Source organism: Olivibacter sp. XZL3, assembly GCF_004368405.1.
GTDB lineage: Bacteria > Bacteroidota > Bacteroidia > Sphingobacteriales > Sphingobacteriaceae > Olivibacter.
In genome coordinates, this window is sequence record NZ_SBJH01000032.1 from 24,554 (window position 1) to 50,145 (window position 25,592).

Genomic DNA, 25,592 nt, shown 5'->3' on the forward strand with positions numbered 1-25,592 from the left:
ATATCATGGGAAGAAGTATAGCTTGCATTATTTTCCTTTCCATCAGCATGGCTTACGGGATAGCAGCTGCAAGACCGCTGACGATCATCGTTGCCCAAGATGGTTCAGGAGATTTTAGGTGTATTCAAGAGGCTTTCGACGCCGTCCCCGATTATGCCACAGAGGTTACGACTATTCTGATACGTCCAGGCGTGTATAAAGAACGCCTTGTGTTAAAACCCTCAAAGCGGAGCGTCAAATTACGAGGGGAGGATCCTCACAAAACGATCGTCACCTACGATAATTTTGCGACTAAAAGCAATCCGGAAACGGGGAAACACTATGGGACAACGGGGTCATCATCTTTTTTTGTAGAGGCCGACGATTTTACTGCAGAAAATATAAGTTTTGCCAATTCCTCAGGTCCGTTTGGGCAAGCCGTTGCGGTTAATATTACAGGAAATCGCGTTGCTTTTAAAAATTGTAGATTCTTAGGTTTTCAAGACACGCTTTACACCAAAGGACCTCAGGACGACAAAAGCAAAGAAAGTTTACAATATTTCGAAAGCTGTTATATTGAGGGAACCGTCGATTTTATTTTTGGTGCGGCAACCGCGCTTTTTATCAGATGTGAATTGCGCAGCAAAGGAAATGGATATGTAACGGCAGCCTCTACACCCCAAGCTAAGCCCTATGGTTATGTATTTGTCGATTGTAAGCTGACAGCAGAAAACCCTCATATCGCTGTGGCCTTAGGCCGGCCTTGGCGACCCCACGCGAAAGTGGTCTACATCAACTGCGATATGGGGCAACATATTCGTCCCGAAGGTTGGGACAACTGGGGAAAAGAAGCGAATGAAAAAACGGCTTTCTTTGCGGAGTATAATAGTAAAGGTGCAGGAGCAAGGCCCACCAGACGGGTCAAATGGGCAAAGATTTTGAATAGGGAGGAGGCACAACTTTATACGAAGGAAGAGATGCTTGGGAGTTGGCAGCCTTTTTAAAAATCAACCTAGCATACTGTCTGGCAATCCATGTTCGTTAAACTCGGCTTATCCCCGCCATGCCAGTGGATGCCCAACAAGTCCCTCAGGTAATTTTTGTATGTTTATTGCCAGTACAAGGTTAATCGAAAAACCTTCCTTGGACAAAGCAATGGGCGAAAATGCTAATCCATTCTATAAAACGACTGAAATCAAAGAACCGATCGGTCATATAGACCGTTTCATTTCAAATCAAGCGGATGAATTCGAAGAATATGATTTACCAACTAAAAAGGGAAGGACTTATGGCCTCTTGAAATAAGTACAGGAAAAAGCCGATCGACATACCTGCCCCATCCGGTTAAGAGCCGATATATATAGGTACTATAGAAACCGGGGAAAACGGGAATGGAGACCGAGCGTATACCGAATGACAGGTGGATCTAACGTGGAATAAAGGTGGACTTGAGGCGGATTTAATGTGGGTTCGCCAAACTTTAATTTGAAAATAAATGAAAATTATGCTGGAGGGGAGTACAAAGATACGAATAATCTTGAATAGCTTCAAACGCTGTTGAAAGCATCACTGTTTCGAAGTGCTCAAACGGCCTTGGAGGATATCGATGCAACGAGCAGAAAAGCACTGCACGGCTGTTCGTCTTGCAATATTCAAGCCTCATTAAAAATCTCTTAATTTCCATTTTTTATAAGCCTTATTTACTTTATCTCCCCAGTTCCCGTACCAAGCGTAGCCTACACGGCGCTCATTCTCAATGGCTGAGAGGCTTCGGTGCGGGATGCCATCTCGGCCGGCGAATAAAGGCTCTTGCTTTTTGAGGTCATAAAAACGAGCCCAACACGTAGCGCCCTGTTTATCAACCAAAACCCGGTCTTTTCCGCTTGATTGGATTGAGTTTTCAATAAGCACGGCTTCTTTATTCTCTATCTTATGTGCAGCGAACCACTTGACGCCTGCTTCAATGGCTTCTACCAAAGCGCTTGAATATGGTTGCTCCATTAAAAAAAGCAAAATATCGCTTGATTCTGCCGTGGCCAGTGACGGTAATTCATAAGCCCTGGCTTTAGCAGGCAGCAGGTTTTCCTTATCGTACTGCGCGGCCCATATTGTCTTTTCTCCATCTATGGTTACTTGTGTTTTTAGTATACAAGCAATGCCGCTAGTAATTGCTCTTTGTGCTTTTTCCTTATAGACTGCTTCCAACACATCGAAGCCGTTTTTGTTGGCGACAATGTCTTGCATAATGCGCAAGACGTTGATCATCGCGCGGTCATTATAGGTGATCTGCGATCGATAAAGATGGGTGTCGGGATAATATTGCGGCCAACCGCCGTTGGGGTATTGAGCCTGCAAGAGGTAGTCAATACCCTTTTCAGCTCCTTTCAGATACCGCTGATTTCCGCTTTTGCGGTAGGCGTTTATTAGGTAACGGATCTCGCTGCTTGTAGCGTTATTGTCAATGGTAGCATCTTGTAGGCCTTTTTGAGCCTTAGCCAAAGTGATTTCCGAGGGACTAAATACACGATTATAATTTACCTTTCGTTTGTCGAGGAATTTTGACCAGCCACCATAATTGCGTTGTAGCCGTAATATATTTTCAGCTATCGCATCCGTTTTCTCCTGTCCTTGGGCAAAACAGAAGAAGCAAGGTAAGAAGATTAAAGGGATCCATCGACAATGTTTCAACATAGGCCTATTTATTTTTCTATTCTAAACCAATCGTAATCGCCCCAGCCCGAATCGTTAATTTGGCGGTCGCGCGTGCTGAACAGCCCCACTTTTGCCCCGATCCATTGTCCGGGAGTTGCCCGGAACACCGCGTCGATGCTTTTAAACGTTTTTCCGTCTTCGCTATAACTAAATCGGCATTCGGCGCCGGCCTTTACCTGAACACGAAGAAATACGGTGTTTGTTTTTATGGGCTGGATAACGGTTTCCTTTTCTGCAGCGCCTTTATGCGCGTCTTTCGCTTCTCCGTACACAAGGACGATGCCCTCTTGTTTGCTTTTCAGGCTTAAATGGGCATAGCTTTGGCCCATAATTATCAAACCGGTTCTTTCATTTTTTATCTTTTCGTTTGGCGTAAAGCTGACCTTCGTTGTTGCCGTAAATACTTCCGTAGGGAATTTTTGTAATAATATATTTGGAACATCCCAGAGATTGCGAGCGCTGTCCGGAGCCTGCTGGGTATAAAGTCGCAATACCCCTTTTTCAGGGTAGAAGAACGACCAAGTGGCCTTCGGATTGGCTTGCCATTGCCATTGTTTGCCCATTGTTCGATCATTAAACTCATCACTTTCAACAGGTGTTTGTATGGGATAGCTTTTCCCAACATTCGGTTTTTTATGGGATAAAACCGGTTCACCGGTTCCTTTTCCTTCCACATCCTTCCCTATAACAGGCCAGTCGTTTACCCATTGCATGGGTTGAAGATGCACCACTCGCCCATAAGCGTCTTTATCCTGGAAATGAAGGAACCAATCTTCACCATTTTGCGTGTCTACCCAACCGCCCTGATGCGGTCCATTGATATTCGTGTTCCCTTGTGCCATGGCTACACGTCTCTCGTAAGGACCGTAGATGTTTTTTGAACGTAGGGCGAGTTGCCAGCCCGTGGCGACGCCACCGGCAGGTGCCATAATATAATAATAACCGTTCCGCTTATAAAATTTAGGTCCCTCAATAGTAGGATCTAAAGCATGCCCATCATAGACAATCGTACCTTCGTCCAGCGTTTTTGTGCCATCAGCACTCAACCTCTTGATGGCTATGATACTTTTGATACCGGCGCGACTACCTGCATAGGCATATACAATGTAAGCCTGGCCATCTTCATCCCATAAAGGACAAACATCAATTATCCCTTTACCCGCTTCCACCAACACCGGTTCCTCCCAGTCACCGGCCGGGTCTTTCGTCTTAATCATATAGATACCAAAATCCGGATCGCCGTAGTAGATATAAAACTTACCTTGCTGATAACGGATGGAAGGTGCCCAAACGCCATTACCGTGTTGCGTTTTTGAGAAGTGATCGAAGGGCGGCTGTCTCTTAAGCGCATGACCAATAATTTGCCAGTTTACTAAATCCTTGGAATGTAAGATCGGTAAGCCCGGTATGGCATCAAAGCTCGAAGCCGTCATGTAGAAGTCCTCGCCCACGCGGATAACGTCGGGATCGGAATAATCGGCGTCTAGTACCGGGTTTTTATAGGTGCCATCGCCCTGATCGGCTCGCCACACCTGGGAAACATAGGGCTTCTCTTGCGCTATTGACAGCATGCAAGAGCAGGTGATTAGTAATAAGGATAAAAGGCACGTATTTCGTAGCATTGTCATGATTACTGGCTATTTGTAGGATGCCAAGCATCCTGATAATTGAATATTTTGCTGGGTTCATAATGTGCCGCTTCTTCGGCTGTTAATTGCCTGCTCCAGTTAACCCGAGCTCGGGCATTCGCCCCCGGCCCCTCACTTCGATATTCTGCATAGTAAGCGGTGGATTCATTCGCCGAATTCCGCCAGTTATCCCATCCTTGCGCGAGGATATGTTGACTCATATAGCAGCGTATAAAGACTGTCTTGGCATAAGGGCGCCACGGTCGGCCGAGATATACTTTCGTTGCTTCTTTATCTGCAGTAAGCTTGCAATCTAAAAAGACAAAGCCGAAGGCTTGTCGCGGTGTGGTGGATGCTGCTGTAATATAAGAGTTACTTAAACTATGAATAGTACAACGCTGAAAAACTGCCGTAGCCTGTCCAAATATGAAATCGGTAGTTCCTTCGATATAGCAATCGAGGTAGTATTGCCGACTATTTTCCGTGGCTGTATAGAGTGTGTCTTGGTTCCCCAAGAGCCGGCAGTTTTTTATGACAACCCGATCCGCTTCAACATGTAAAGCCACTGCTTGGCCAACGCGGCCTGCCGTGTTTTGTATGGTCAGCCCTTCAGCGGTAAAATCATTTCCTTGCACCAAGACCGTATACGAATTATAGGTTGTAAAGGCTTTTTTTCCAAAGGGATCAACCGTATCCGTATAGGTCTTCCCCGAATAGTCTGCGTTGGTAATGATCGTTTGCCCGGTACCATCTCCAATGAAAGAAATATTCGTTTTCCAAGAAGGGACAACTATCTTTTCTCTATATATACCTTTTCTGATATAAATCCGAACCTGTTGCTGTGATAAGTCGCGCACGGCATTGACCGCTTCCTGAATCGTACGGAAGTCGCCGTCACCCTCTTGGCTAACAACAAACCGATCCGGATAAATGGTTTGAGAAAAAATCGGATGATGAAATATACAGCCGAATATAATAATCAATAGTGCGATCCTCTTCATAAAATTATAGGAAGGTGATGGATTTTCTGATTGGTCCGTAGGACAAGAATAGGGAGAATTTTTATAATGCTAGCAGGGCAGAACGATAATTTTTACGCAATCGTTTCCGGGATCGATTGCGTAAATTTCAATGGATGCCAACGTTGGAAATGCGCTTGGATAATTCTATACTTGCGAATCAGATGCTAAGCAATTAAAATCACAAGCCAAAATTAATACTAGCTAACCAAAATGATGAAACTACCTAAAAGAATCAACAGCTTTTTTATTACGTTTTTTTGTCTAACTGCGATTAACCTGTCTAATACCGTTGGGCAAAATAGAACGGTTACCGGGAAGGTGGTCGACAAAGAAGGTCTGCCTTTAATTGCTGTAAGTGTGCTGGCGAAAGGAACCAACACAGGTACAAGTACAAACAATCAAGGGGAATTCAGCTTGGCGCTGCCCAGTATACCAGCTACCTTGGTTTTTAATTATGTAGGATATAAACCTCAGGAAATATCAATAGATGCACCAAAACGGTTACCTAACATTGTGTTGGAGGAAGACGCAACCGATCTAGATGAAGTGGTTGTAATCGGCTACGGTACAGTTAAGAAAAGGGACCTCACAGGAGCCGTCACGTCAGTAGCGCGTGAAGAGTTAACAAAATTACCTACTACCAATGTAATGGAATCGGTGCAGGGAAAAGCACCTGGAGTAGATATTGTGCGGCAAAGTGGTTCTGCCACATCGGGTGTGAGCATTACTGTGAGAGGCAATCGCTCCATTACCGCAGGAAACGGTCCACTCTTTATTGTAGACGGGATGCAATATTCCAGCATTCAGGATATCAACCCCAATGATATTGAGAGCATGGAAGTGCTCAAAGACGCCTCCTCCACAGCCATATATGGTTCAAGAGGGGCCAATGGCGTAATCATCGTCACCACCAAGCGTGGAGTATCCGGTGCACCGAGGGTGTCTTTCAACGCTTACTACGGGGTGCAAGAGGTAGCAGGCTATCCGCGCGTTATGAATGGTCAGGAATATGTGGCTTTACGTAGGGAAGCTTATCGCACTACGGGCGTTTGGAACAGTCCGGCCGATGATGCCAAAATTTTCAGTAACGAGCAACTCGGTTTCATTGAAAACAATGTTTCTACCGATTATGCGGATATGTTATTAGGAACAGGGCATCAACAGGATTATCAGTTGAACATCTCCGGCGGTACAGAGAAATTAACGTCTTACTTCTCGCTTGATTTCTTTAATGAAAAAGGGCTATTTGAGATGGACGATGCCCGACGTTATACCGCCCGCTTAAACTTGGATTATCAGGTGACCAATACGCTGAAAGTCGGGACCCAAACTCAGCTAACCTACTATGACCAAAATAAACGTGCCGATCCGCTTAATCAGGCTAATAAGATCAGTCCGCTCAATACGCCTTTTGATGCAGAAGGCAATTATATTATTTATCCGGGACAAGGAGGAGCAATTAATCCTTTGGCCGATGAGCAGCCTGGTAACTACAAAAACAATGTAAAGACACTTCGCGTTTTCCCGACGGTTTTCGCTGAATTAAAACCAGTCGAAGGATTGAGCATCCGCGGTAATTTTGCGGTAAATCTGTCCAATTTGCGGGACGGTTTGTATGAAGGTTCCTATTCGATCCGTCGCAACGGTGCGAATTCACGCGCTACCTATGTGACGAACAATGGCTTGGGCTATAACTGGCAAGCAATTGTGAATTACCAAAAGAGTTTCGGTGAACATGATTTCAGTATAACGGGTATCAGTGAATACCTTTATAATGATACCGAGAATGCGACAGCGCAAGGGGAAAATCAATTATTAGACAATAATTTCTTTTATAACCTCGGCTCGAATACGCAAAACCTCGCTATAACCAGCGCTTATACCGAAACAAAACTACTATCGTATGCCGCTCGGGTAAATTATGGGTATAAAGGGAAATACCTGTTGACACTAACGGCGCGGACGGACGGTGCTAGTCAATTGGCTGTAGGTAATAAGTGGGACTTTTTCCCTTCTGTAGCGGGCGCTTGGCGCATTGTTGATGAAGGATTTATGAAAGAACAGTCGTTGTTTAGCGATCTTAAATTGCGGGCAAGTTATGGTGTCTCCGGCAACTCTTCAGTCGTTGCTTATTCATCTCAGAGTACGCTTACCCGAATACCCTTTGCTTATGGCGACGCGTCGGCTCCGGGATACGGTTTTCCAAACAATTCGCGGAACCCCCAGTTAGGTTGGGAAAAATCGGCTAATACCAATATCGGTTTGGACTTTGGACTGTTCAAAGGACGACTAAACGGTACCTTAGAACTCTATCACACCAGTACGAGCGATTTATTGCTCGATAGAATCCTGCCACCTACTTCTGGCTATTCTTTCGTCACGCAAAATATTGGTAAAACGGAAAATAAAGGTATTGAGTTTATGTTAAATGCGGCTCCGATCAGCAACGACCAATTTAAATGGAATAGTACCGTATCGTTTACCAAAAATATCGAAAAGGTGAAAGAACTGATCGACAATCAAGATGTAATCAGCTTGGATTCACGGTATGTGGTTGTTGGCTATCCCGTTAATTCGTATTTCGATTACGAAAAGCTCGGCATTTGGCAATTGGGCGAAGAAGGTCTGGCAGCGGCCTATGGGCAGAGCCCGGGAGACATCCGAGTGAGGGACCAAAACGGCGACGACGTAATTACTGCCGACGGAGATCGCGTGGTGGTTGGTTCACAAGTACCCAAATGGAGCTTGGGATGGAATAACGATTTTAGCTACAAAAGCTTTGATTTGAATATTAATATTTTTGCCCGTATCGGGCAAATGATCAACGCCAATTACCTCACCCGCTATGACCCGCAAGCCGTTGAAAATAGCACGGCCGACATAAGTTATTGGACCCCTGAAAATCCCAGCAACGAATGGCCACGGCCCAATGCCAATTTAAGTAGAACAAGTATGCTCTATACTTCTACCTTGGGCTATACTGATGGCTCTTTCGTAAAGTTGAGAAATGTTACCCTAGGGTACACCTTACCTGCTTCTCTTACGGATAAATGGGGCTTAGCTAAATTGAAGGTGTACGTTTCGGGTAGAAACTTAGCAATGTGGACGAAAACCATTAATGGATACGATCCGGAGCGTGGAGGCGGGGAATCGGCTCCTTTAACGCGTTTGATTGTAGCAGGTATTAATGTTAACTTTTAAAAGGCAAACACCATGATTTTTAGAACTATCTATAAAGCAGCTTTATTTGCGGCCCTGATCATAACAACCGGGCTGACTTCCTGTAAAAAAATGCTCGACGAGGAGAACCTTAGTGGGATTACCGACGAAACTTTGTATACGACCCCTAAAGGTTTTGAGACCTTGGTTAATGCAGCCTATAGTTATCAACGTTGGTGGTATGGAAAAGAAAGGGGCTATAATATAGCAGAAACGGGTACCGATTTGTGGACCAACGGTGCAGGGGACGTTTATCCGGATTTAACGACTTATCAAAATTTACAGGCTACCAATGGTGCGCTGCAAGAAGTATGGTCGAACTTCTATAAAGCTATTAATGTGTGCAACGCTGGTATTGCGAGAGTAGGAGATTCGGGAATGGACGAGGCGCTCCAAATACAAAGAACAGCCGAATTTCGATTCCTACGTGCCTTTTATTACTACCACATCGTAGAAACTTGGGGTGGCGTACATCTGACAACAGAAGAGACTGTGGGCGTGGTTACAGAAGCAAGCAAATCAAGCGTTGATGATTTTTACAACTTAATCATAGAAGACTTGCGCTTTGCTGTTGATAACTTGGCGCCATCCACTTCCGATTACGGACGAGTAACTAAACCGGCAGCAGAAGCTTTTTTGGCGCGGGTATATTTAACCAGAGGAATGGATGCCGAAGCAGGCGCCTTGGCAAAGAAGGTGATCAATGATTATGGTTTTTCCTTGCTCCCAAATTATGCAGACCTATGGAGGATGGACAACCAGCAAAACAGCGAAATTGTTTACGCGGTGAACTATTCGTCTAATTTGAATGATAATGATATGCAGGATGACAATGTGTATCCCAATGGGGATAACCGCGGGTCAAACAGCGCGCATATGCTCTTCCTTATGAAGTATGACGATCAGCCGGGTGTGATCAGAAGCCTGGAATATGGCAGGCCTTTTAATCGCTATCAGCCATCCCGTTATCTGTTGTATCTTTTTAACGAAAATATAGACAGCAGGTTCGAAGCTTCGTTTCAAAATGTATGGTATTGCAATCAACCGAATGCATCGGGAAGACCGGCAGGAATGAATGTAGGAGATACTGCGGTATTTATTTCAAAGTACTCCGTTCCGGCGTCCGTTCGGACTGCCAAAAATTATACGATCTATGATGATGGTGATATCTATAATACGGATGGCTCATCGAAGAATCGGTTACGTTATATCTCACTTAAAAAGTTCATGGATGATACCCGCGGAAGTATAAACGAAGCGCAGAGTGTGCGGGATGCTTTTGTTATTCGACTAGCCGAAATGTACTTGATAGTGGCTGAAGCCGCTTTTAAAACCGGTAATAACGAGGAAGCGGCAAGCTATCTAAATTCCATTCGCCAGCGTGCTGCCAAAGAAGGGCTTCAAGCAGAAATGGCTATTTCCCCCTCGGATGTAACGCTGGATTTTATATTGGAGGAACGAGCAAGAGAGTTTGCCGGCGAACAAATGCGATGGTTCGATTTAAAACGCACTGGAAAATTGAGCGAAAATCTCCAGCAATTTAATCCGCATGCGACCGCCTTTTTTCGGGATTATCATTTGTTGCGTCCTATTCCTCAAAATCAACTGGATGCGGTAACGAATAAAAGCGAGTTTACCCAAAATCCCGGCTATCAGTAAAGAGTGGAAGAGTTTTTAAGTAGTGAACTAGCAATGTAATGCGATAATAGTAGTGGCGGTAGCACCAAGATCATGTCGAGCGGAGCCGGCGCATCTGTATGGAATTTACGTGATGAGGATAGACACCAGTGATGAATAAGCTTAGCTTATTGCTGAACATCTTGATACTTATGTCTTTGATACTTTAAATAAACGATAATAAAGCCTACAGCATCTTGCTATGGCCTAACGCTCAAATCACTACGCAATCGTTGCCGGCAACGATTGCGTAGTTTTTTATCGAATCCTTTGTACGATATCTTTCTTTAAGTGTGTACACTTGTACAAGGTCATTGGCCCGTCAACGGCTTATGGTCGAAAACCAATTAAATCCACCATTCTATTAACTTATTAGAACCATTATGACTAAAAAATTATGGACGCTTTTAGGGCTCTTATTTTTCGGTTTTTTTTCTTCCTTGGGCCAAACAAGGTCGATTTCCGGAAAAGTTGTCAACACAGCACAAGAGCCGCTGCCCGGAGTAACGGTAGCCGTAAAAGGAACAAGTACGACCACAAGTACAAATGATTTGGGAGTATTCAACTTAACCTTTCCCAATACACAGAATCCCGTATTAACAGTCACCTACCTAGGTTACAAAACGCAGGAAATCCCGATTAAAGGACAACAGAATCTGACGATTACCTTGGAAGAAGATGCTACCGGCTTAGATGAGGTGGTGGTGGTGGGTTATGGTACGATGAAGAAAGGAGACCTTACCGGTGCAGTTGGGTCGGTGAGCTCCGAAACCTTAAAAGCGAGGGGAACAACATCCGCCATGGCCGCCTTGCAGGGCTCGGTTCCCGGTGTTGATATCAGTTCAACCTCGACAAAACCCGGCGGGGGATTTAACATTCAGATTCGTGGGCAAAATTCTTTGGCAGGCGGAAGCCCATTGTACGTCGTAGACGGCGTGGTGATGGGCGATATTAACTTTCTGAATCCGGCCGATATCGAACAGATTGATGTATTACGGGACGCCTCTTCGACGGCTATTTATGGCTCGCGCGGCTCAAATGGCGTTGTAATCGTTCGAACAAAAAATGCCGGTAGCAATCAGGGTTCGCGGATGAGCGTCAGCTACGATGGCTTTTATGGTATTCGCAAAATTACCCGGTTGCCCGACTTCATGAGTGGACGCGAGTGGGTTGACTTCCGTACTTCCGCTTATTACACTTACAATACAAGCCTAGGCCAGTATGAATTAACACAGGCCAACAGAAATTCCGTGTTACAGCGTAGTCCGCTATTGGAACAACGTTTATTTGATGAAGATTATGAAGATTGGCTCGCGTTAGGTACGCAAGATGGGCATCAGCAAAATCATTATGTAAATATTGGTGGCAGTTCAAGTGATCTGGCCTACAATCTTGGTGTGGGCTATCAGAATGAAGGAGGTAATTTCATCAATGAGGACCTGAAGCGATATAATATGAAGTTAAGTATCGATCACCGGGGATCCAAATTCTTTTCTGCAGGAGGTACAATCAATCTGTCCCATACCGTTACCAATCAGGGTAGTCAATATGGCTATCGGGATATAATGCGTATGCCATCCATCTTAAAGGCTTACGACGAGGAAGGTAACCTTATTCAGCAACCCGGCATCGCCGAATCGATTCAGGGCAGCGGAAATTTCACGAGCTCCCCAAATCCGTTGCAGGAAATTAATAGTGGAAATCAGGAGTCTAGAAGATATGATGTGTTAGCAAGTGCTTATGCACAGGTAAATCTCTTCGATGGATTTTCGATAAAGAGTACCTTCATGCCACGGTTTACCCGCGAACGGGTTGGTCAGTACTATGATATTGTTCCCGGAAACCGAAATCAAAGTGAGGCTTATCAGCAAAACGATGAGAGCCTGGAATATACCTGGGATAATCAGGTGACGTATAATAAAACCTTCAATAACGATCATAATTTGAATGCCACCTTCATCAATAGTTTCTATAAAACACGGTTTGAACGAATTCAAGCGGCTACGCAAAATCTACCCTACGATTCGCAGTGGTATAATTTATTCACAGGTACGCTAATGCGCGATAATTCATTAACATCATATAATGAGTCTGGCTTAATTTCTTATGCGGCCCGCGTGAATTATGATTATAAGGGGAAGTACCTTGTTACAGGGACAATCCGTTATGACGGCAGTTCTAAGTTAGCCGATAAATGGGCCTCTTTTCCGTCCTTCGCCCTCGGCTGGCGCTTGTCCGAGGAAGACTTCATGAAAAGCGACTGGCTGTCAGATTTAAAAGCCCGATTTAGTTTTGGTTATTCGGGGAATAATAATGGAATCAGCCCTTATGGATCCATGCAGACACCGATTACCGACGAATTGATATGGTATGATTTTGGCGATGGAAATGCGGTTTCGGGCTTACGGCCTGGATATCCGGTTAATCCCGCCATCACTTGGGAGAAGACTCGGGAGCTAAATTTTGGCTTGGACTTCGGTTTCTTCAATCAGCGACTTTACGGATCGGTTGATGTGTACGATAAGCTGTCTGATGGTTTGTTAATGAGCAGATCGTTAGCCATCGAATCCGGTGTCGCGACCATGACGGATAATATCGGTTCAGTCAGCAACCGAGGGATTGAGATTTCTCTAAATTCGACTAACATCCGTACGCCTGACTTTCAATGGACTACCTCCTTAAATTTCGCGCATAATAAAAACGCGATTGAGTCTCTTTACGGTAAGAGGGAAGATGTGATGGGTGAACAACGGTTCATTGGACAACCTATTGAGGTGGTTTACGACTACCGTGTAGTGAGTGTTTGGAAATCTGATGAAGCGGAGGAAGCAGCACGATGGGGGCAGCAACCTGGCCAGGCGCGTGTGGAGGATATTAATGGCGACGGCATTATTAATGCTGCTAATGATCGCGTAATTTTGGGTAGTCCTAATCCAAAATGGACCGCGAATCTTCGGTCAACTTTTAATTATAAAAGCTGGGATTTATCGGTTGATTTGTTTACCCGTCAAGGGATTTTTGTACAAGATCGATTTTTAGAAGAATTTGGCCCAGGGAACACCCAACGTGGCCGGCCCAAAATTAGGTTTGACTATTTCGTTCCCAGCGGTATCGATCGCTACGATTGGACGAATTGGGGCACAAAAGAGGATGGCTCACCTTCTGCTACCTGGTCGCCAGCCGCAGGAAATGAAAATGCAAAAAATCCCGCTATTAATAATGCTGGGCCCTATTATGGCAATAACGGACAATATACAGATGCCTCTTTCGTGAAGATAAGAAACATTATCCTCGGTTATACTTTACCAAGTAGCATGTTATCAAAAGTGAAAATAAGTCAGCTGCGGGTATATCTTAACGTCCTTAATCCTTTCACTTTTACCAAATATGAAGGCTGGGATCCCGAATATGCCACAACCTCGCTGCAGAATGGTAACGGCCCGAGTACGGTTACTTATCAGTTGGGTGTAAATCTTAAATTCTAGTTGATAATCGACGATTTAATAGAAAGATCATGAAGCGAATTTTAATATATGTAGTTCTTACCTTATCACTGAGTGGATGTAAGAAATTCTTAGAGGAAGATAACAAAGGAGGCATTACGAACGAGGAGTTTTATCGGACCGAAGCTGGTTACGAAACCTTGATAACCGCCTCGTATTCATCGTTGCGAGAAACTTTCCGCTTAACACCTTGGCTGTTAGTAGCCGGTACGGATATGTACCAACGGGCGAGAGGCACGGGCGACCGGTCCATACAGGAATACGAGCAGCTCTATCCAACAGACTCCTACGTAAAAGATTACTACCAGCTATGTTATAGGGCTATTCAGACAGTCAATATGGCTATTTTCTACAATGATATAGCCGAAATTGATGCGGATAAAAAAGCAACTTACCTTGCTGAGTTACGCTTTCTACGCGCTTTTTATCACTTTCTTTTGGTGGAACAGTTTGGCGGCATCTTTATTAATACAGAAGCTACTTTTGAACCACGGTTAAATATGCCAAGAAATACATTGGAAGAATGTTATGCCTTTGTCATCGGAGAAATGGAAGCGGCTCTTCCTGCCGTCGGTACCGCCAAAGCACGTGTCAATAAAACGGCGATAAACCATTATTTAGCAAAGGTATACCTCACCAGAGCATGGGACTTAAAACAAGCCGGCGATTTCGAACAAGCAAAGAGCTATGCCTTGGATGCAATCAATGGAAAGACAATCACTATCCCATTTGAACAACTATGGAGCCCTTATAATGAAAATAATGATGAGGTGATCTTTGCCGTACAATACGATTTGGAATCGATTGCTTCCACCACCGATGGAAATAACCAGCAGGGCATCTTTGGTCCCTACTTAGGAGGCGCAGAGCTAAATCATAAGTACATGAGTGCTCAATTATACCCTTCCTGGAACCTCCATATGTTTTATGGGGAGAATGATGCACGCTATGATGCTACCTTCATGTTGACCATCTATGATCAATATTTTGATTATTACGATGAAAGTAAAGATAAATCTTCTATACTCATTCGAGCTTATTATCCGCGTGTTTGGGGACGGGAATATACAAGCGTCGATTCGTTAGCGTGGGCAAATCAGCACCAGGGACAAATAGCGAGCAACTTTCGCTACTATCCGTTTAAGTACGATGAAGAAGCTTATCGTGCCTTTTATGACGCGGATATGAGTACGCCGGTGATTAAAAAATTCGATAGTCCGCAAACCCGCACTATTTTTCAACAAACGGCCAGTGTGCGCGACATCGTATTGGCACGCTTGGCCGAGACTTATTTTCTTTATGCGGAAGCCTGTATTGGATTGAATGATTTCGCCAGTGCGGCAACTTATGTACAGGCTGTATTAGACAGACCAGGGAACGCGAAAGACGGCGGACGGTTGAGCCCGAATATAGACATTGCCACAGCCGCTGGCCAAAGTCAGGCGTTAGATGCCTATCTGATTGAAAGTGCGAAGGAGTTTGCCGGTGAATATTTAAGATGGCCTGAATTGAGAAGAACAGGTAAATTGAAAGAATTTTGTGCCAAATATAACTACGATATCAAGCGGATCGGCGTCGATCGAGCCTTTAGAGGGCCGGACGGCCAAGACAAAATTTTACGGCCAATTCCGCAGGACGCCATTGATCTCAATGAAGCTGAAATCCAACAAAACCCCGGATACGAGGCCAGATAAAAACAGCGCAATCGTTATCGGTAACGATTGCGCAAATAAAGACCTTTAAATGTTTGAAAACATTAGCGGATAGCCTTAGAATTGTATGGGCATAACCGATTGATACCTTGATAATGCTTTATGAATAAGATACTGAAAACTGCTATACTTTTAATTTTTGCTCATGGCGCCTTCGCCCAAAAACTTACTGAACCAACTGTCTCATTACCTACTTTTAAAAAGGATACGGTATCTATCACTGCTTTCGGCGCGATTTCCGGCGGAGGTCATTTAAATACGGAATCGATTAATCAAGCTATTGATCAAACACATAGTAGGGGCGGAGGTGTGGTCCTAATTCCTGCAGGTGTTTGGCTTTCGGGGCCTATTACCTTAAAAAGCAATGTAAACTTGCACTTGGCGGTTAATGCATTGCTGCAGTTTACAAAGGATTTTTCGCAATATCCGTTGGTACAGACCAGCTGGGAGGGAATTCCGCAAATGCGGAATCAATCGCCTATTTGGGCACTGAATCAACAAAATATAGCAATTACCGGAAAGGGAATTATTGATGGGAATGGAGACGCCTGGCGAATGGTAAAAAAGGCGAAAATGACAGAAACGCAATGGAAAAAGCTTATAAGTTCGGGTGGCGTCCTGAATGAAAAAGGAGATATTTGGTATCCTTCCCAAAGCTCGCTGAAAGGGGCTTCTCTTAAGGACCCAGGACTCGTGGATAAAGGAAAGAATACAAAGTTCTATCAGGACATAAAGGACTATTTGAGACCAAATATGATTCTACTCGAGAAATGTGAGCGTATTTTATTGGAGGGTGTAACGTTCCAAAACTCAGCTGCTTGGAATATCCACCCCTTAATGAGCAGTGATTTAACCATACGGAATATTAATGTGCGTAATCCTTGGTATTCCCAAAATGGAGACGGCTTGGATATTGAGTCCTGTAAAAACGTACTGGTCGAACAAAGCACATTTGATGTAGGCGATGATGCTATCTGTATTAAAAGCGGTAGAAATGAGGCTGGTCGGGAACGTGGCATGCCAACGGAAAATCTATGGGTACGAAACTGCATGGTTTATCATGCGCATGGCGGATTTGTAGTGGGAAGTGAGATGAGCGGTGGCGCAAGAAATTTATATGTTGACAATTGTACGTTTATCGGAACAGACATCGGCTTGCGTTTCAAAACTACTCGTGGACGAGGTGGCGTAGTTGAAAACGTACACATCAATAATATATTCATGAAAGATATCCCGGGCGAAGCGATTTTGTTCGATATGTATTATGAAGCAAAGGATCCTATTGTGCTCAGCGGGGAACACCGTGAACCACCTAAAGTGGAGGTTTTACCGGTTACCGAAGAGACACCGCAGTTTAAGGACATTTATATCAATAATGTTCTTTGCGACGGGGCAGCTAAAGCTGTTTTTATCCGAGGCTTGCCCGAAATGCACATACAGAACATTCAGCTGAATAAACTCGACATGATTGCTCAACAAGGCATCGACATACAGGAAGCATCAGATATCACTTTGCAGGACGTCAAGTTACAGATCGACAATAATTCTAAGCAAATCGCCTACATCTTAAATAGCAACCGTGTAAATTTAGGTCAGATAGAAGTGAAAAATGCAGATACTTTTCATCTACAAGGAGCGCGTAGCGCAGCTATAAAGGTGCAAGGTCTAAAAGGAGCAAAGCCAATTATAAAGGCCGACTTCGGGGCAAATAAAAACATGATAAACATTAATTAAGATAAAGAATGATTCGGATTTTCAAGGGGCTTTTGCTGCTCTCCTTCATGATAAGCGTTTTTAATGTACATGGGCAGGAAGCAAAATACAGTGAGCTTATGACCCAAACGGCTATGCGGCTCTGGCCGGATGCTTTTACATTGGAAAAAGACCAGCCGGCTAAATGGAGTTACGATTTAGGCGTAATTCTAAAAGGAGTAGAGGGTGTTTGGAAGAACACGGCTAATAAACGCTATTTCGATTATATTCAGCATAAGATGGATCATTATGTGCAGGAAGATGGTACCATCAACGCTTATAAGATGGAGGACTATAATATCGACTTCATCAATAATGGAAAGATTCTACTGTTCCTCTATCAGGTAACTGGCAAGGAAAAATACCTAAAGGCCGTTCAGCACTTGAGGAAGCAGTTGGATACACACCCGCGAACGAAACAAGGCAGCTTTTGGCATAAGAAAATCTATACGCATCAGGTATGGTTGGACGGCTTGTATATGGGGCAACCTTTTTATGCCGAATATGCGAAGTTGTTTAACGAACCTGAGGCCTTTGATGATATTAGTCGGCAATTTGTTCTCATAGAGAAAAATACGCGGGATGAAAAAACTGGTTTATTATACCACGGTTGGGACGAATCGAAAGAACAGCAGTGGGCGGATAAGGAAACGGGCAGATCACCCCATTTCTGGAGTCGGGCTCTTGGATGGTACGGAATGGCGATGGTGGATGTACTGGACCATTTTCCCAAAACTCATCCCGGCAGAGACAGCATCATCGCTATTTTGAATCGATATGCTAATGCGATAACAAAATTTCAACAAGCCAATGGACTTTGGTATCAGGTAACGGATCTGCCCGAGAGAAAGGGCAATTACCCCGAAGCTTCTGCCTCTTCCATGATGGTCTATACCTTAGCGAAAGGTGTCCGTTTAGGGTATTTACCTGCTAAGTTTTTGAAAAATGCCGAAAAAGGTTATGCTGGCATCTTGGAAGAATTTATTGAAAAAGATGCGCAGGGCAACGTCAATTTAAACGGTACGGTGAAAGTTTCCGGCTTAGGTGGAAAACCGTATCGCGATGGCTCCTTTGATTACTACATGAGTGAACCGGTTATTCAAAACGACCCCAAAGGTATCGGTGCTTTTATACAATGTGCCGTTGAAATGGAGATGGTGCCTAACTTGCAGTTTGCTAAGGGGAAAAAGGTGTTGCTTGATTATTACTACAATCGGGAGACGAGAAAAAATATACTTAGTCAACAGGAACGCTATCACTATACGTGGGAAGAGCAAGACAATGGCGGTTATTCGTTGTTAGGCTATATTTTTCGCTCCTATGGCGCGCTGACGGACTCTCTGCCGGTAAAGCCAACCGAAGAAAACCTCCGGAATGCGGATGTATATATTATTGTAGATCCCGATACAGAAAAGGAATCTGCAAACCCACATTTTCTAGAGGCAACAGAAATTGATGTAATTACAAAGTGGGTGAAAAAGGGAGGTACACTCGTCTTGCTGGGAAACGATGCAGGCAACGCCGAGTTTACGCACTTCAATGAATTGGCTCGCCGTTTTGGTGTTCAATTTAACGAAGATAATCACCTTATGGTGAAAAGGGATCAATTTGAGCAGGGCGCAGTGTTCACGGATAAAGCAAACCCCATATTCAAAAATCCATACAAGCTTTACATTAAAGAGGTGAGTTCCCTTCGCGTATATGCGCCTGCAACTCCTATTGTGGGAGTCAAGGGTTTGAATGTAATGGCAATCAGTAAATACGGAAAAGGGAAAGTGTTTGCCTTGGGCGACCCCTGGATTTACAATGAGTATTTGGACGGACGAAAACTGCCGGCCGAATATCAGAATTTTGCTGCAGCACATGATTGGGTAAAATGGTTGCTTAAATAGCAGCACAGAAAGTAGCTAATTAAAGAATAGTTTATAAGGAAGAAGACTAGTATATAAATGGAACGTTTAAATAACAACTTTCTGCAAAAGGCGGTGCTACCTGTGGAAGTTCAGGGACCTGTAGCCAATCGGGAAGAGTTGCCCGTAAAGGTGTTACAGTTTGGTACGGGCGTATTATTGAGAGGTTTACCTGATTATTTTATCGATAAGGCAAATAGGCAGGGCGTCTTTAATGGGAGAATTGTAGTGGTGAAATCTACATCGAGTGGCAAAACAGATAGTTTTGAAGAACAGGATGGATTGTACACCCTTTGCGTGAAGGGAATCGATAATGGAAAGGAAGTAGAAGACATTAGTATTAATGCTTCCATTAAGGAAGTGTTAGCCGCTTCAGACCGATGGAATGAAATATTGCGTTACGCAGAAGAACCGCAATTACGGGTCGTTATTTCGAATACCACAGAAGTCGGCATCAGTTATGACGAGGATGATGACATCATGTTGAGTCCACCGCATAGTTATCCGGGCAAGCTGTTGGCTTTTTTATATAAGCGCTTTCAACGTTTCGGTAACGACGAAGAAGCGGGAATGGTTATTTTGCCAACTGAATTGATTTCTGATAACGGGAAAAAATTGAAAGAAGTGGTTTTGAGATTGGCAAAACGACATCAATTAAGCGCTACATTTTTGAACTGGCTCGAAGACGCCAATCACTTTTGCAATACCTTAGTCGATCGTATCGTCCCTGGGAAATTGCCCTACGACGAGCATCAAAAAATGCAGGAACGCTTGGGCTATCGGGATGAGCTGATGATTATGGCTGAGCCCTTTAGACTTTGGGCAATTGAAGGAAAAGATCCCAAGGTAGCAGAAATCCTATCGTTTAGTACGGTGGATGATGGATTGGTTATTAGTGAGGATATTACCAAGTTTAAAGAGTTAAAATTGCGTTTACTCAATGGTACGCACACTTTTTCTTGTGGATTAGCTGTTTTAGCCGGCTGCGAAACGGTGAAAGCGGCTATGACTGACCCCGTTTTGGAGACCTTCGTTAAAAACTTATTAATGGAGGAGATCGTTCCGGCCGTTGTATCAAGGGGTGGGATAGAAGCAAGAGAAGCAACAATTTTCGCCGAAAAAGTGTTAGATCGTTTTCGGAATCAATCCCTTGATCATAAATGGATTAATATTACGTTGAATTATACATCCAAAATGGAAATGCGTAACGTTGCACTTATAAAAAGCTTTTATGAAGCTTTCGGCGTAGCGCCCGAGCTTATGGCCTTGGGCTTTGCCGCCTATTTACGCTTTATGAAAGGAAAGCGAAGTATTGATAATAGCTATAAGGGATATATTAACAACAAAGGTTACTATACCATCAACGATGAACAGGCTTCCTTGTTTGAAGGACTTTGGCATAAAGAGCCTGCTCAATTGGTAGAAACGGTGATATATGATCAGCGCCTTTGGAAGGAAAAGTTAAACTTTCCAGGGTTTAAGGAAAAGGTGTTAAGCTATCTCACCTTATTGAAAGATAATGACGTAATGAAAGTAGTAGAAGACGTTGTTAATAATAAAACACACGGTCAGCTGAATTGATTTTATGGGAGCAAGGGTTTTAAAAATACATCCGAAAGATAATGTATTGGTAGCGCTGCAGGATTTGCGGCAGGGAGAACAAATCGTTTATCAGGCAGCAAACTATCTGCTAAAGGAAGACATTCCCGCGAAACATAAATTTTATACGCAAGATTTGGACACAGGGGCGGACGTATTGATGTACGGGACGCTGGTTGGGAAAACGCAATACCCGGTGAAAGTGGGCGAACGAATGAGTACCGACAACTTGAAACACGCTGCTGCACCTTATGCGTTTCGTCCCTATAATTACCATTGGGAGGCACCGGATGTGTCGAGATTCGCCAACAGGACCTTCAATGGATATCACCGATCCAACGGCGACGTGGGAACCGCCAATTATTGGCTTTTCATACCGACGGTATTTTGCGAGAACAGAAACTTGGATGTCATAAGAGAAGCCTTGCACAACGAATTGGGCTACGCCGTGACAGATAAATACAAGAGGAAGGCGCATTTATTAAAAGAATGGTATCAGCAAGGTAAAGATATAGCATCGCTCAACCTGGATATGCAGGAAGCTTGGGTGCCAACTGATCGGGTTTTTAAAAATGTGGATGGGATTAAGTTTCTGAATCACCAAGGTGGCTGCGGGGGTATTCGTCAGGATGCGGCGGTATTAAGCAAGCTTTTGGCGGCTTATGCTGATCACCCGAATGTTGCCGGCGTAACGGTTCTGAGCTTGGGATGCCAAAATTTGCAGGTACAGGATTTTTTAAACGATCTGAAAGCACGCAATCCAAACTTCGATAAACCTTTGCATGTTTTTGAACAACAGCAGTCGAAAAGTGAAGAGCAAATGATTACGGAAGCAATCAGACAAACGTTCATCGGTTTGGTAGAAGCTGATAAGTTGGAAAGAAAGCCTGCCCCGCTCAGTAAACTCACTATCGGTGTAAAATGTGGTGGCAGCGATGGATTTAGTGGTATTTCTGCCAATCCAGCCGTCGGCTATTGTGCTGATTTGCTGGTGGCACTAGGCGGAAAAGTGCTACTGGCAGAGTTTCCGGAGCTGTGTGGTGCTGAACAGAATCTGATCGATCGCACGAAGAGTGAACAGGCTGCAAAGAAGTTTATAAGGCTCATGGGCGCCTATAGTCAAGCGGCTGAAAATGCAGGTTCGGGATTCCATATGAACCCTTCTCCCGGCAATATTAAAGATGGATTGATTACGGACGCTATTAAAAGTAATGGCGCCGCGAAGAAAGGCGGAACCGCACCCGTGGAAGACGTTTTGGATTACACCGAACCAGCTGTTAAGCCTGGTTTGAGTTTAGTATGTACGCCCGGAAACGATGTGGAGGCAACAACCGGAAAGGCGGCAAGTGGCGCGACACTGATTTTATTTACAACAGGGTTAGGAACACCTACGGGGAATCCAATCTGTCCGGTTATTAAAGTGGCTACGAACTCCGACTTGGCCCGACGGATGGCCGATATTATTGATATCGACTGTGGGCCGATTATAGCGGGTGAAAAAACGATAGAGCAAATGGGCGAGGACATTTTGGAATATTGTATCCGGGCAGCAAGTGGTGAAGTGATTCCGAAAGCGGTACAATTAAATCAAGACGACTTCATTCCGTGGAAACGAGGGGTATCTTTGTAGATGTTAGTTATTTAGTTATTGGTAGGAGCGAGCATAAAGCATATAGCCCGCTACCTAAAACACACGAATATGAAAAAATTCTTAGATGAAAATTTCTTATTAGAGAGTAACACTGCTCAAATATTATATCATGAACATGCGGCAAAGATGCCCATTATCGATTACCATTGCCACCTGTCACCACAACAGATAGCGGAAGATGCGCAGTTTGAGAATATTACGCAGGTTTGGTTGTATGGCGATCATTATAAATGGCGGGCTATGCGTACGAATGGTGTAGACGAACGCTACTGTACGGGAGACGCCAGCGATCGGGAGAAATTTTTGAAATGGGCGGAAACGGTACCCTATACATTAAGAAATCCACTGTATCATTGGACACACCTCGAATTGAAACGCTATTTTGGAATCGACAAAATTTTAGATGCAAGCACGGCAGAAGAAATATATGAGGAGGCCAGTGCCTTGCTTAAAAAGCCGGAATATAGTGTAAGGGGCCTTTTGCGAAAAATGAACGTACGGATTGTCTGCACGACAGATGATCCGACGGACACTTTGGAGTACCATCAACAACTGAAAAAGGAAGGTTTTGAAATCCGTGTACTGCCGGCGTTCCGACCGGATAATGCCATGAATCTTTCGAACTTATCGGGATTTCAGCAATATGTGAAAAAGCTGAGCGCCGTTTCGGAAATGCGGGTCGAGAATTTCGACGATTATTTACAGGCCTTAAAAGCGAGACATGATTATTTTGCTGAGAATGGCTGTTGTGTTTCGGATCACGGTTTAGAAGAGGTTTATAATGAACCCTATGAGTTGGAAGATATCAACACGATCTTTTTGAAAGCCTTGGAAGGGACGCCCATTTCAAAGGAGGAACACAATAAGTTCCGTTCTGTAATGCTGACTTATTTTGCGGAATGGGATCACGAAAAGGGATGGGTACAACAGTATCATTTGGGTGCTTTACGCAACAATAATTCACGAATGATGCAGCGTTTAGGGCCCGATACGGGCTGGGATTCAATTGGCGATTTCCCGCAAGGGAAGGCGATCGCGGGATTCTTAGATAAGTTAGACCGTCAAGATAAATTAGCAAAGACGATTCTTTACAATCTGAACCCGGCCGACAATGAATTAATGGCCACCATGATCGGAAATTTTAACGATGGATCTTCGGCCGGCAAAATACAATTCGGCTCAAGTTGGTGGTTTCTCGATCAGAAAGATGGGATGATTAAGCAAATGAATGCCTTATCTAATATGGGGCTGATCAGTCGCTTCGTTGGGATGCTGACAGATTCACGCAGCTTTTTATCTTATCCGCGCCATGAATACTTCAGACGGATTCTCTGTAATTTATTTGGCGAAGAAGTAGAAAAAGGGGAATTACCGAATAATCTGCCTTGGATCGGTAAGGTGATTGAAGATATCTGCTACCATAATGCGGCAAACTATTTTAATTGGCCGAAAGAGGAGAAGGAGTAAGGTTTAAGGTGTAAGGCTTATGGCCTAAAGCCCACGGCTTATGGAATAAGGCTTAGGGAAAGGTTTTAAGATTTAAGCTTATAGCATACAGCTTATTGTATATAGCCTAAAGCAAACACTTATTTAGTTCATAAAATCTTCAAGAATATTGGTAAAATTTAATATTATTGTAGTTAACTAACGGAACGTTTGAATGTGCAAACGTTTTCTTTTAACCTAATTAACATTATTGCCATAAATCATGAATTCTACAGAGACGATCGGTAAATACAGATGGACCATTTGCACGCTGTTGTTTTTTGCTACGACCATTAATTATTTAGACAGACAGGTTCTTTCGTTAACCTGGAAGGATTTTATTGCCCCCGAATTTAATTGGACCAATAACGATTATGGTAATATAACGGCGCTGTTCTCTATTTTTTACGCGGCATCTCTTTTGTTTGCAGGAAGATTTGTGGATTGGTTGGATACCAAGAAAGGATTCCTATGGGCAATAGGAATTTGGTCAATAGGCGCTTGTCTACATGCATTTTGTGGCATTGCGACTGCAGGAATGTTAACGGGCAACTGGTTTTTGGGCTTTGAAGGTGCCAAGGAAGCACTGGCTTTGGTGGATGATTCGGCAAAGATCATTTCGGTAAGTGTCAGCTTGTTCGTTTTTGCGCGGCTCGTGCTGGCAATTGGCGAAGCAGGTAATTTTCCGGCCGCGATAAAGGCGACTGCTGAGTACTTTCCAAAAAAAGACCGCGCTTTTGCTACCAGTATTTTCAACGCCGGGGCAACGGTCGGCGCCCTAGCAGCTCCCGTTTCCATCCCCTTTATTGCAGAAGCCTATGGATGGGAAATGTCCTTTATCATTATCGGTGCCCTGGGTTTTATATGGATGGGCTTCTGGCTGTTTATGTATCATAAGCCTGAGGTACATCCCCGGGTCGGCAAAGCTGAGCTCGACTACATTCAACAGGATTTGATAAATGATCGAAAACTTGTCGACTATGTGGAAGAAACTTCCGATAAAGCTTCTTTTGTGAAGTGTTTGCAATACAATCAAACCTGGGCTTTCGCCTTCGGTAAGTTTATGACAGACGGCGTATGGTGGTTCTTTCTTTTTTGGACACCTGCATACCTGAGCTCAGTATATGGAATGGATTCGACAGAGAGTGCATTGCCACTATTTGTCTTATATCTAATCACCTTGTTGTCGATAATTGGTGGATGGCTACCTACTTACTTTGTCGACAAAAAGGGGATAAACCCTTATGAAGGGCGTATGAGGGCGATGTTGATTTTTGCCTTTTTTCCTTTATTGGCATTGTTTGCCCAACCTTTAGGGCATATAAGTTATTGGCTGCCGGTAATCATTATCGGTATTGCCGGTGCGGCACATCAAGCTTGGTCCGCGAATATTTTCACCACGGTGGGCGATATGTTTCCTAAAAAAGCAATTGCTACGATTACCGGTATTGGCGGTATGGCAGGGGGTGTAGGATCGTTTTTTATCAATAAAGGATCCGGGATGCTTTTTGACCACAGTAAAGAAACGGGCATGTCCTTCATGGGCTTTCACGGTATAGAAGCCGGATATTTTATCGTCTTCTCCATTTGTGCGGTATGCTACATCATTGGGTGGGTCGTTATGAAGTCGTTGGTGCCACGTTACGCGCCTATAACGGATCTGTAATGGACGGTCGGACGGACGACTTTCCGCTTAAACATTATATAATCTTTCTTCTTTTTATGAACTTTGTCAAGGAATTC

General features: G+C 44.0%; 15 protein-coding genes. 12 read left to right on the forward strand and 3 right to left on the reverse strand.

Annotated elements, in window-relative coordinates:
* Nucleotides 1-5 precede the first annotated feature (5 nt).
* A complete protein-coding gene (locus tag EPX21_RS07890; protein ID WP_134089127.1) occupies nucleotides 6-983 on the forward strand; it encodes a pectinesterase family protein in 978 nt (325 codons plus the stop codon).
* Between the two features lie 100 nt (nucleotides 984-1,083).
* Nucleotides 1,084-1,284, forward strand: a complete 201-nt coding sequence (locus EPX21_RS07895) for a hypothetical protein (protein ID WP_134089128.1) — start codon at nucleotides 1,084-1,086, stop codon at nucleotides 1,282-1,284.
* 357 nt (nucleotides 1,285-1,641) lie between these two features.
* Here the strand turns inward: EPX21_RS07895 and pelA are convergent, their stop codons facing one another.
* From pelA to EPX21_RS07910, 3 genes are read right to left on the reverse strand one after another with little or no spacing between them, the layout of a single operon-like run.
* Nucleotides 1,642-2,670, reverse strand: coding sequence for a pectate lyase (gene pelA, locus EPX21_RS07900; RefSeq protein WP_134089129.1), 1,029 nt, complete (start codon nucleotides 2,668-2,670; stop codon nucleotides 1,642-1,644).
* An 8-nt stretch (nucleotides 2,671-2,678) separates the two neighbouring features.
* The gene (locus tag EPX21_RS07905) at nucleotides 2,679-4,262 is read right to left on the reverse strand and encodes a glycoside hydrolase 43 family protein (RefSeq protein ID WP_240768588.1); all 1,584 of its coding nucleotides are present in this window, start codon (nucleotides 4,260-4,262) and stop codon (nucleotides 2,679-2,681) included.
* Between the two features lie 59 nt (nucleotides 4,263-4,321).
* Nucleotides 4,322-5,320 (reverse strand): pectinesterase family protein, encoded by a 999-nt coding sequence (locus tag EPX21_RS07910; protein WP_134089130.1) that lies wholly within the window; start codon nucleotides 5,318-5,320, stop codon nucleotides 4,322-4,324.
* Nucleotides 5,321-5,551: 231 nt separating this feature from the next.
* Between EPX21_RS07910 and EPX21_RS07915 the strand changes: the two genes are divergently transcribed.
* From EPX21_RS07915 to EPX21_RS07960, 10 genes are all read left to right on the forward strand, one after another.
* Nucleotides 5,552-8,542: a TonB-dependent receptor gene (locus EPX21_RS07915; RefSeq protein WP_134089131.1), complete on the forward strand. Its 2,991-nt coding sequence runs from the start codon at nucleotides 5,552-5,554 to the stop codon at nucleotides 8,540-8,542.
* Nucleotides 8,543-8,554: 12 nt separating this feature from the next.
* Nucleotides 8,555-10,219, forward strand: a complete 1,665-nt coding sequence (locus EPX21_RS07920; protein WP_134089132.1) for a RagB/SusD family nutrient uptake outer membrane protein — start codon at nucleotides 8,555-8,557, stop codon at nucleotides 10,217-10,219.
* A gap of 401 nt (nucleotides 10,220-10,620) precedes the next feature.
* Complete coding sequence (locus EPX21_RS07925; protein WP_134089133.1) at nucleotides 10,621-13,722, forward strand: TonB-dependent receptor; 3,102 nt, start codon at nucleotides 10,621-10,623, stop codon at nucleotides 13,720-13,722.
* A 29-nt stretch (nucleotides 13,723-13,751) separates the two neighbouring features.
* Entirely contained in the window at nucleotides 13,752-15,434 is a 1,683-nt protein-coding gene (locus tag EPX21_RS07930; protein WP_134089134.1) for a RagB/SusD family nutrient uptake outer membrane protein, read from the forward strand.
* Between the two features lie 120 nt (nucleotides 15,435-15,554).
* Nucleotides 15,555-17,186: a glycoside hydrolase family 28 protein gene (locus EPX21_RS07935; protein WP_134089135.1), complete on the forward strand. Its 1,632-nt coding sequence runs from the start codon at nucleotides 15,555-15,557 to the stop codon at nucleotides 17,184-17,186.
* An 8-nt stretch (nucleotides 17,187-17,194) separates the two neighbouring features.
* The gene (locus tag EPX21_RS07940) at nucleotides 17,195-19,096 is read left to right on the forward strand and encodes a glycoside hydrolase family 88 protein (RefSeq protein ID WP_134089136.1); all 1,902 of its coding nucleotides are present in this window, start codon (nucleotides 17,195-17,197) and stop codon (nucleotides 19,094-19,096) included.
* A gap of 57 nt (nucleotides 19,097-19,153) precedes the next feature.
* On the forward strand, nucleotides 19,154-20,695 hold the full coding sequence (locus EPX21_RS07945) for a tagaturonate reductase (protein WP_134089137.1): 1,542 nt from the start codon (nucleotides 19,154-19,156) through the stop codon (nucleotides 20,693-20,695).
* 4 nt (nucleotides 20,696-20,699) lie between these two features.
* Complete coding sequence (locus EPX21_RS07950; RefSeq protein ID WP_134089138.1) at nucleotides 20,700-22,343, forward strand: UxaA family hydrolase; 1,644 nt, start codon at nucleotides 20,700-20,702, stop codon at nucleotides 22,341-22,343.
* Between the two features lie 69 nt (nucleotides 22,344-22,412).
* Nucleotides 22,413-23,831, forward strand: a complete 1,419-nt coding sequence (gene uxaC, locus EPX21_RS07955) for a glucuronate isomerase (protein WP_134089139.1) — start codon at nucleotides 22,413-22,415, stop codon at nucleotides 23,829-23,831.
* A gap of 241 nt (nucleotides 23,832-24,072) precedes the next feature.
* Entirely contained in the window at nucleotides 24,073-25,515 is a 1,443-nt protein-coding gene (locus EPX21_RS07960; RefSeq protein WP_134089140.1) for an MFS transporter, read from the forward strand.
* The last annotated feature ends 77 nt before the right edge of the window (nucleotides 25,516-25,592 follow it).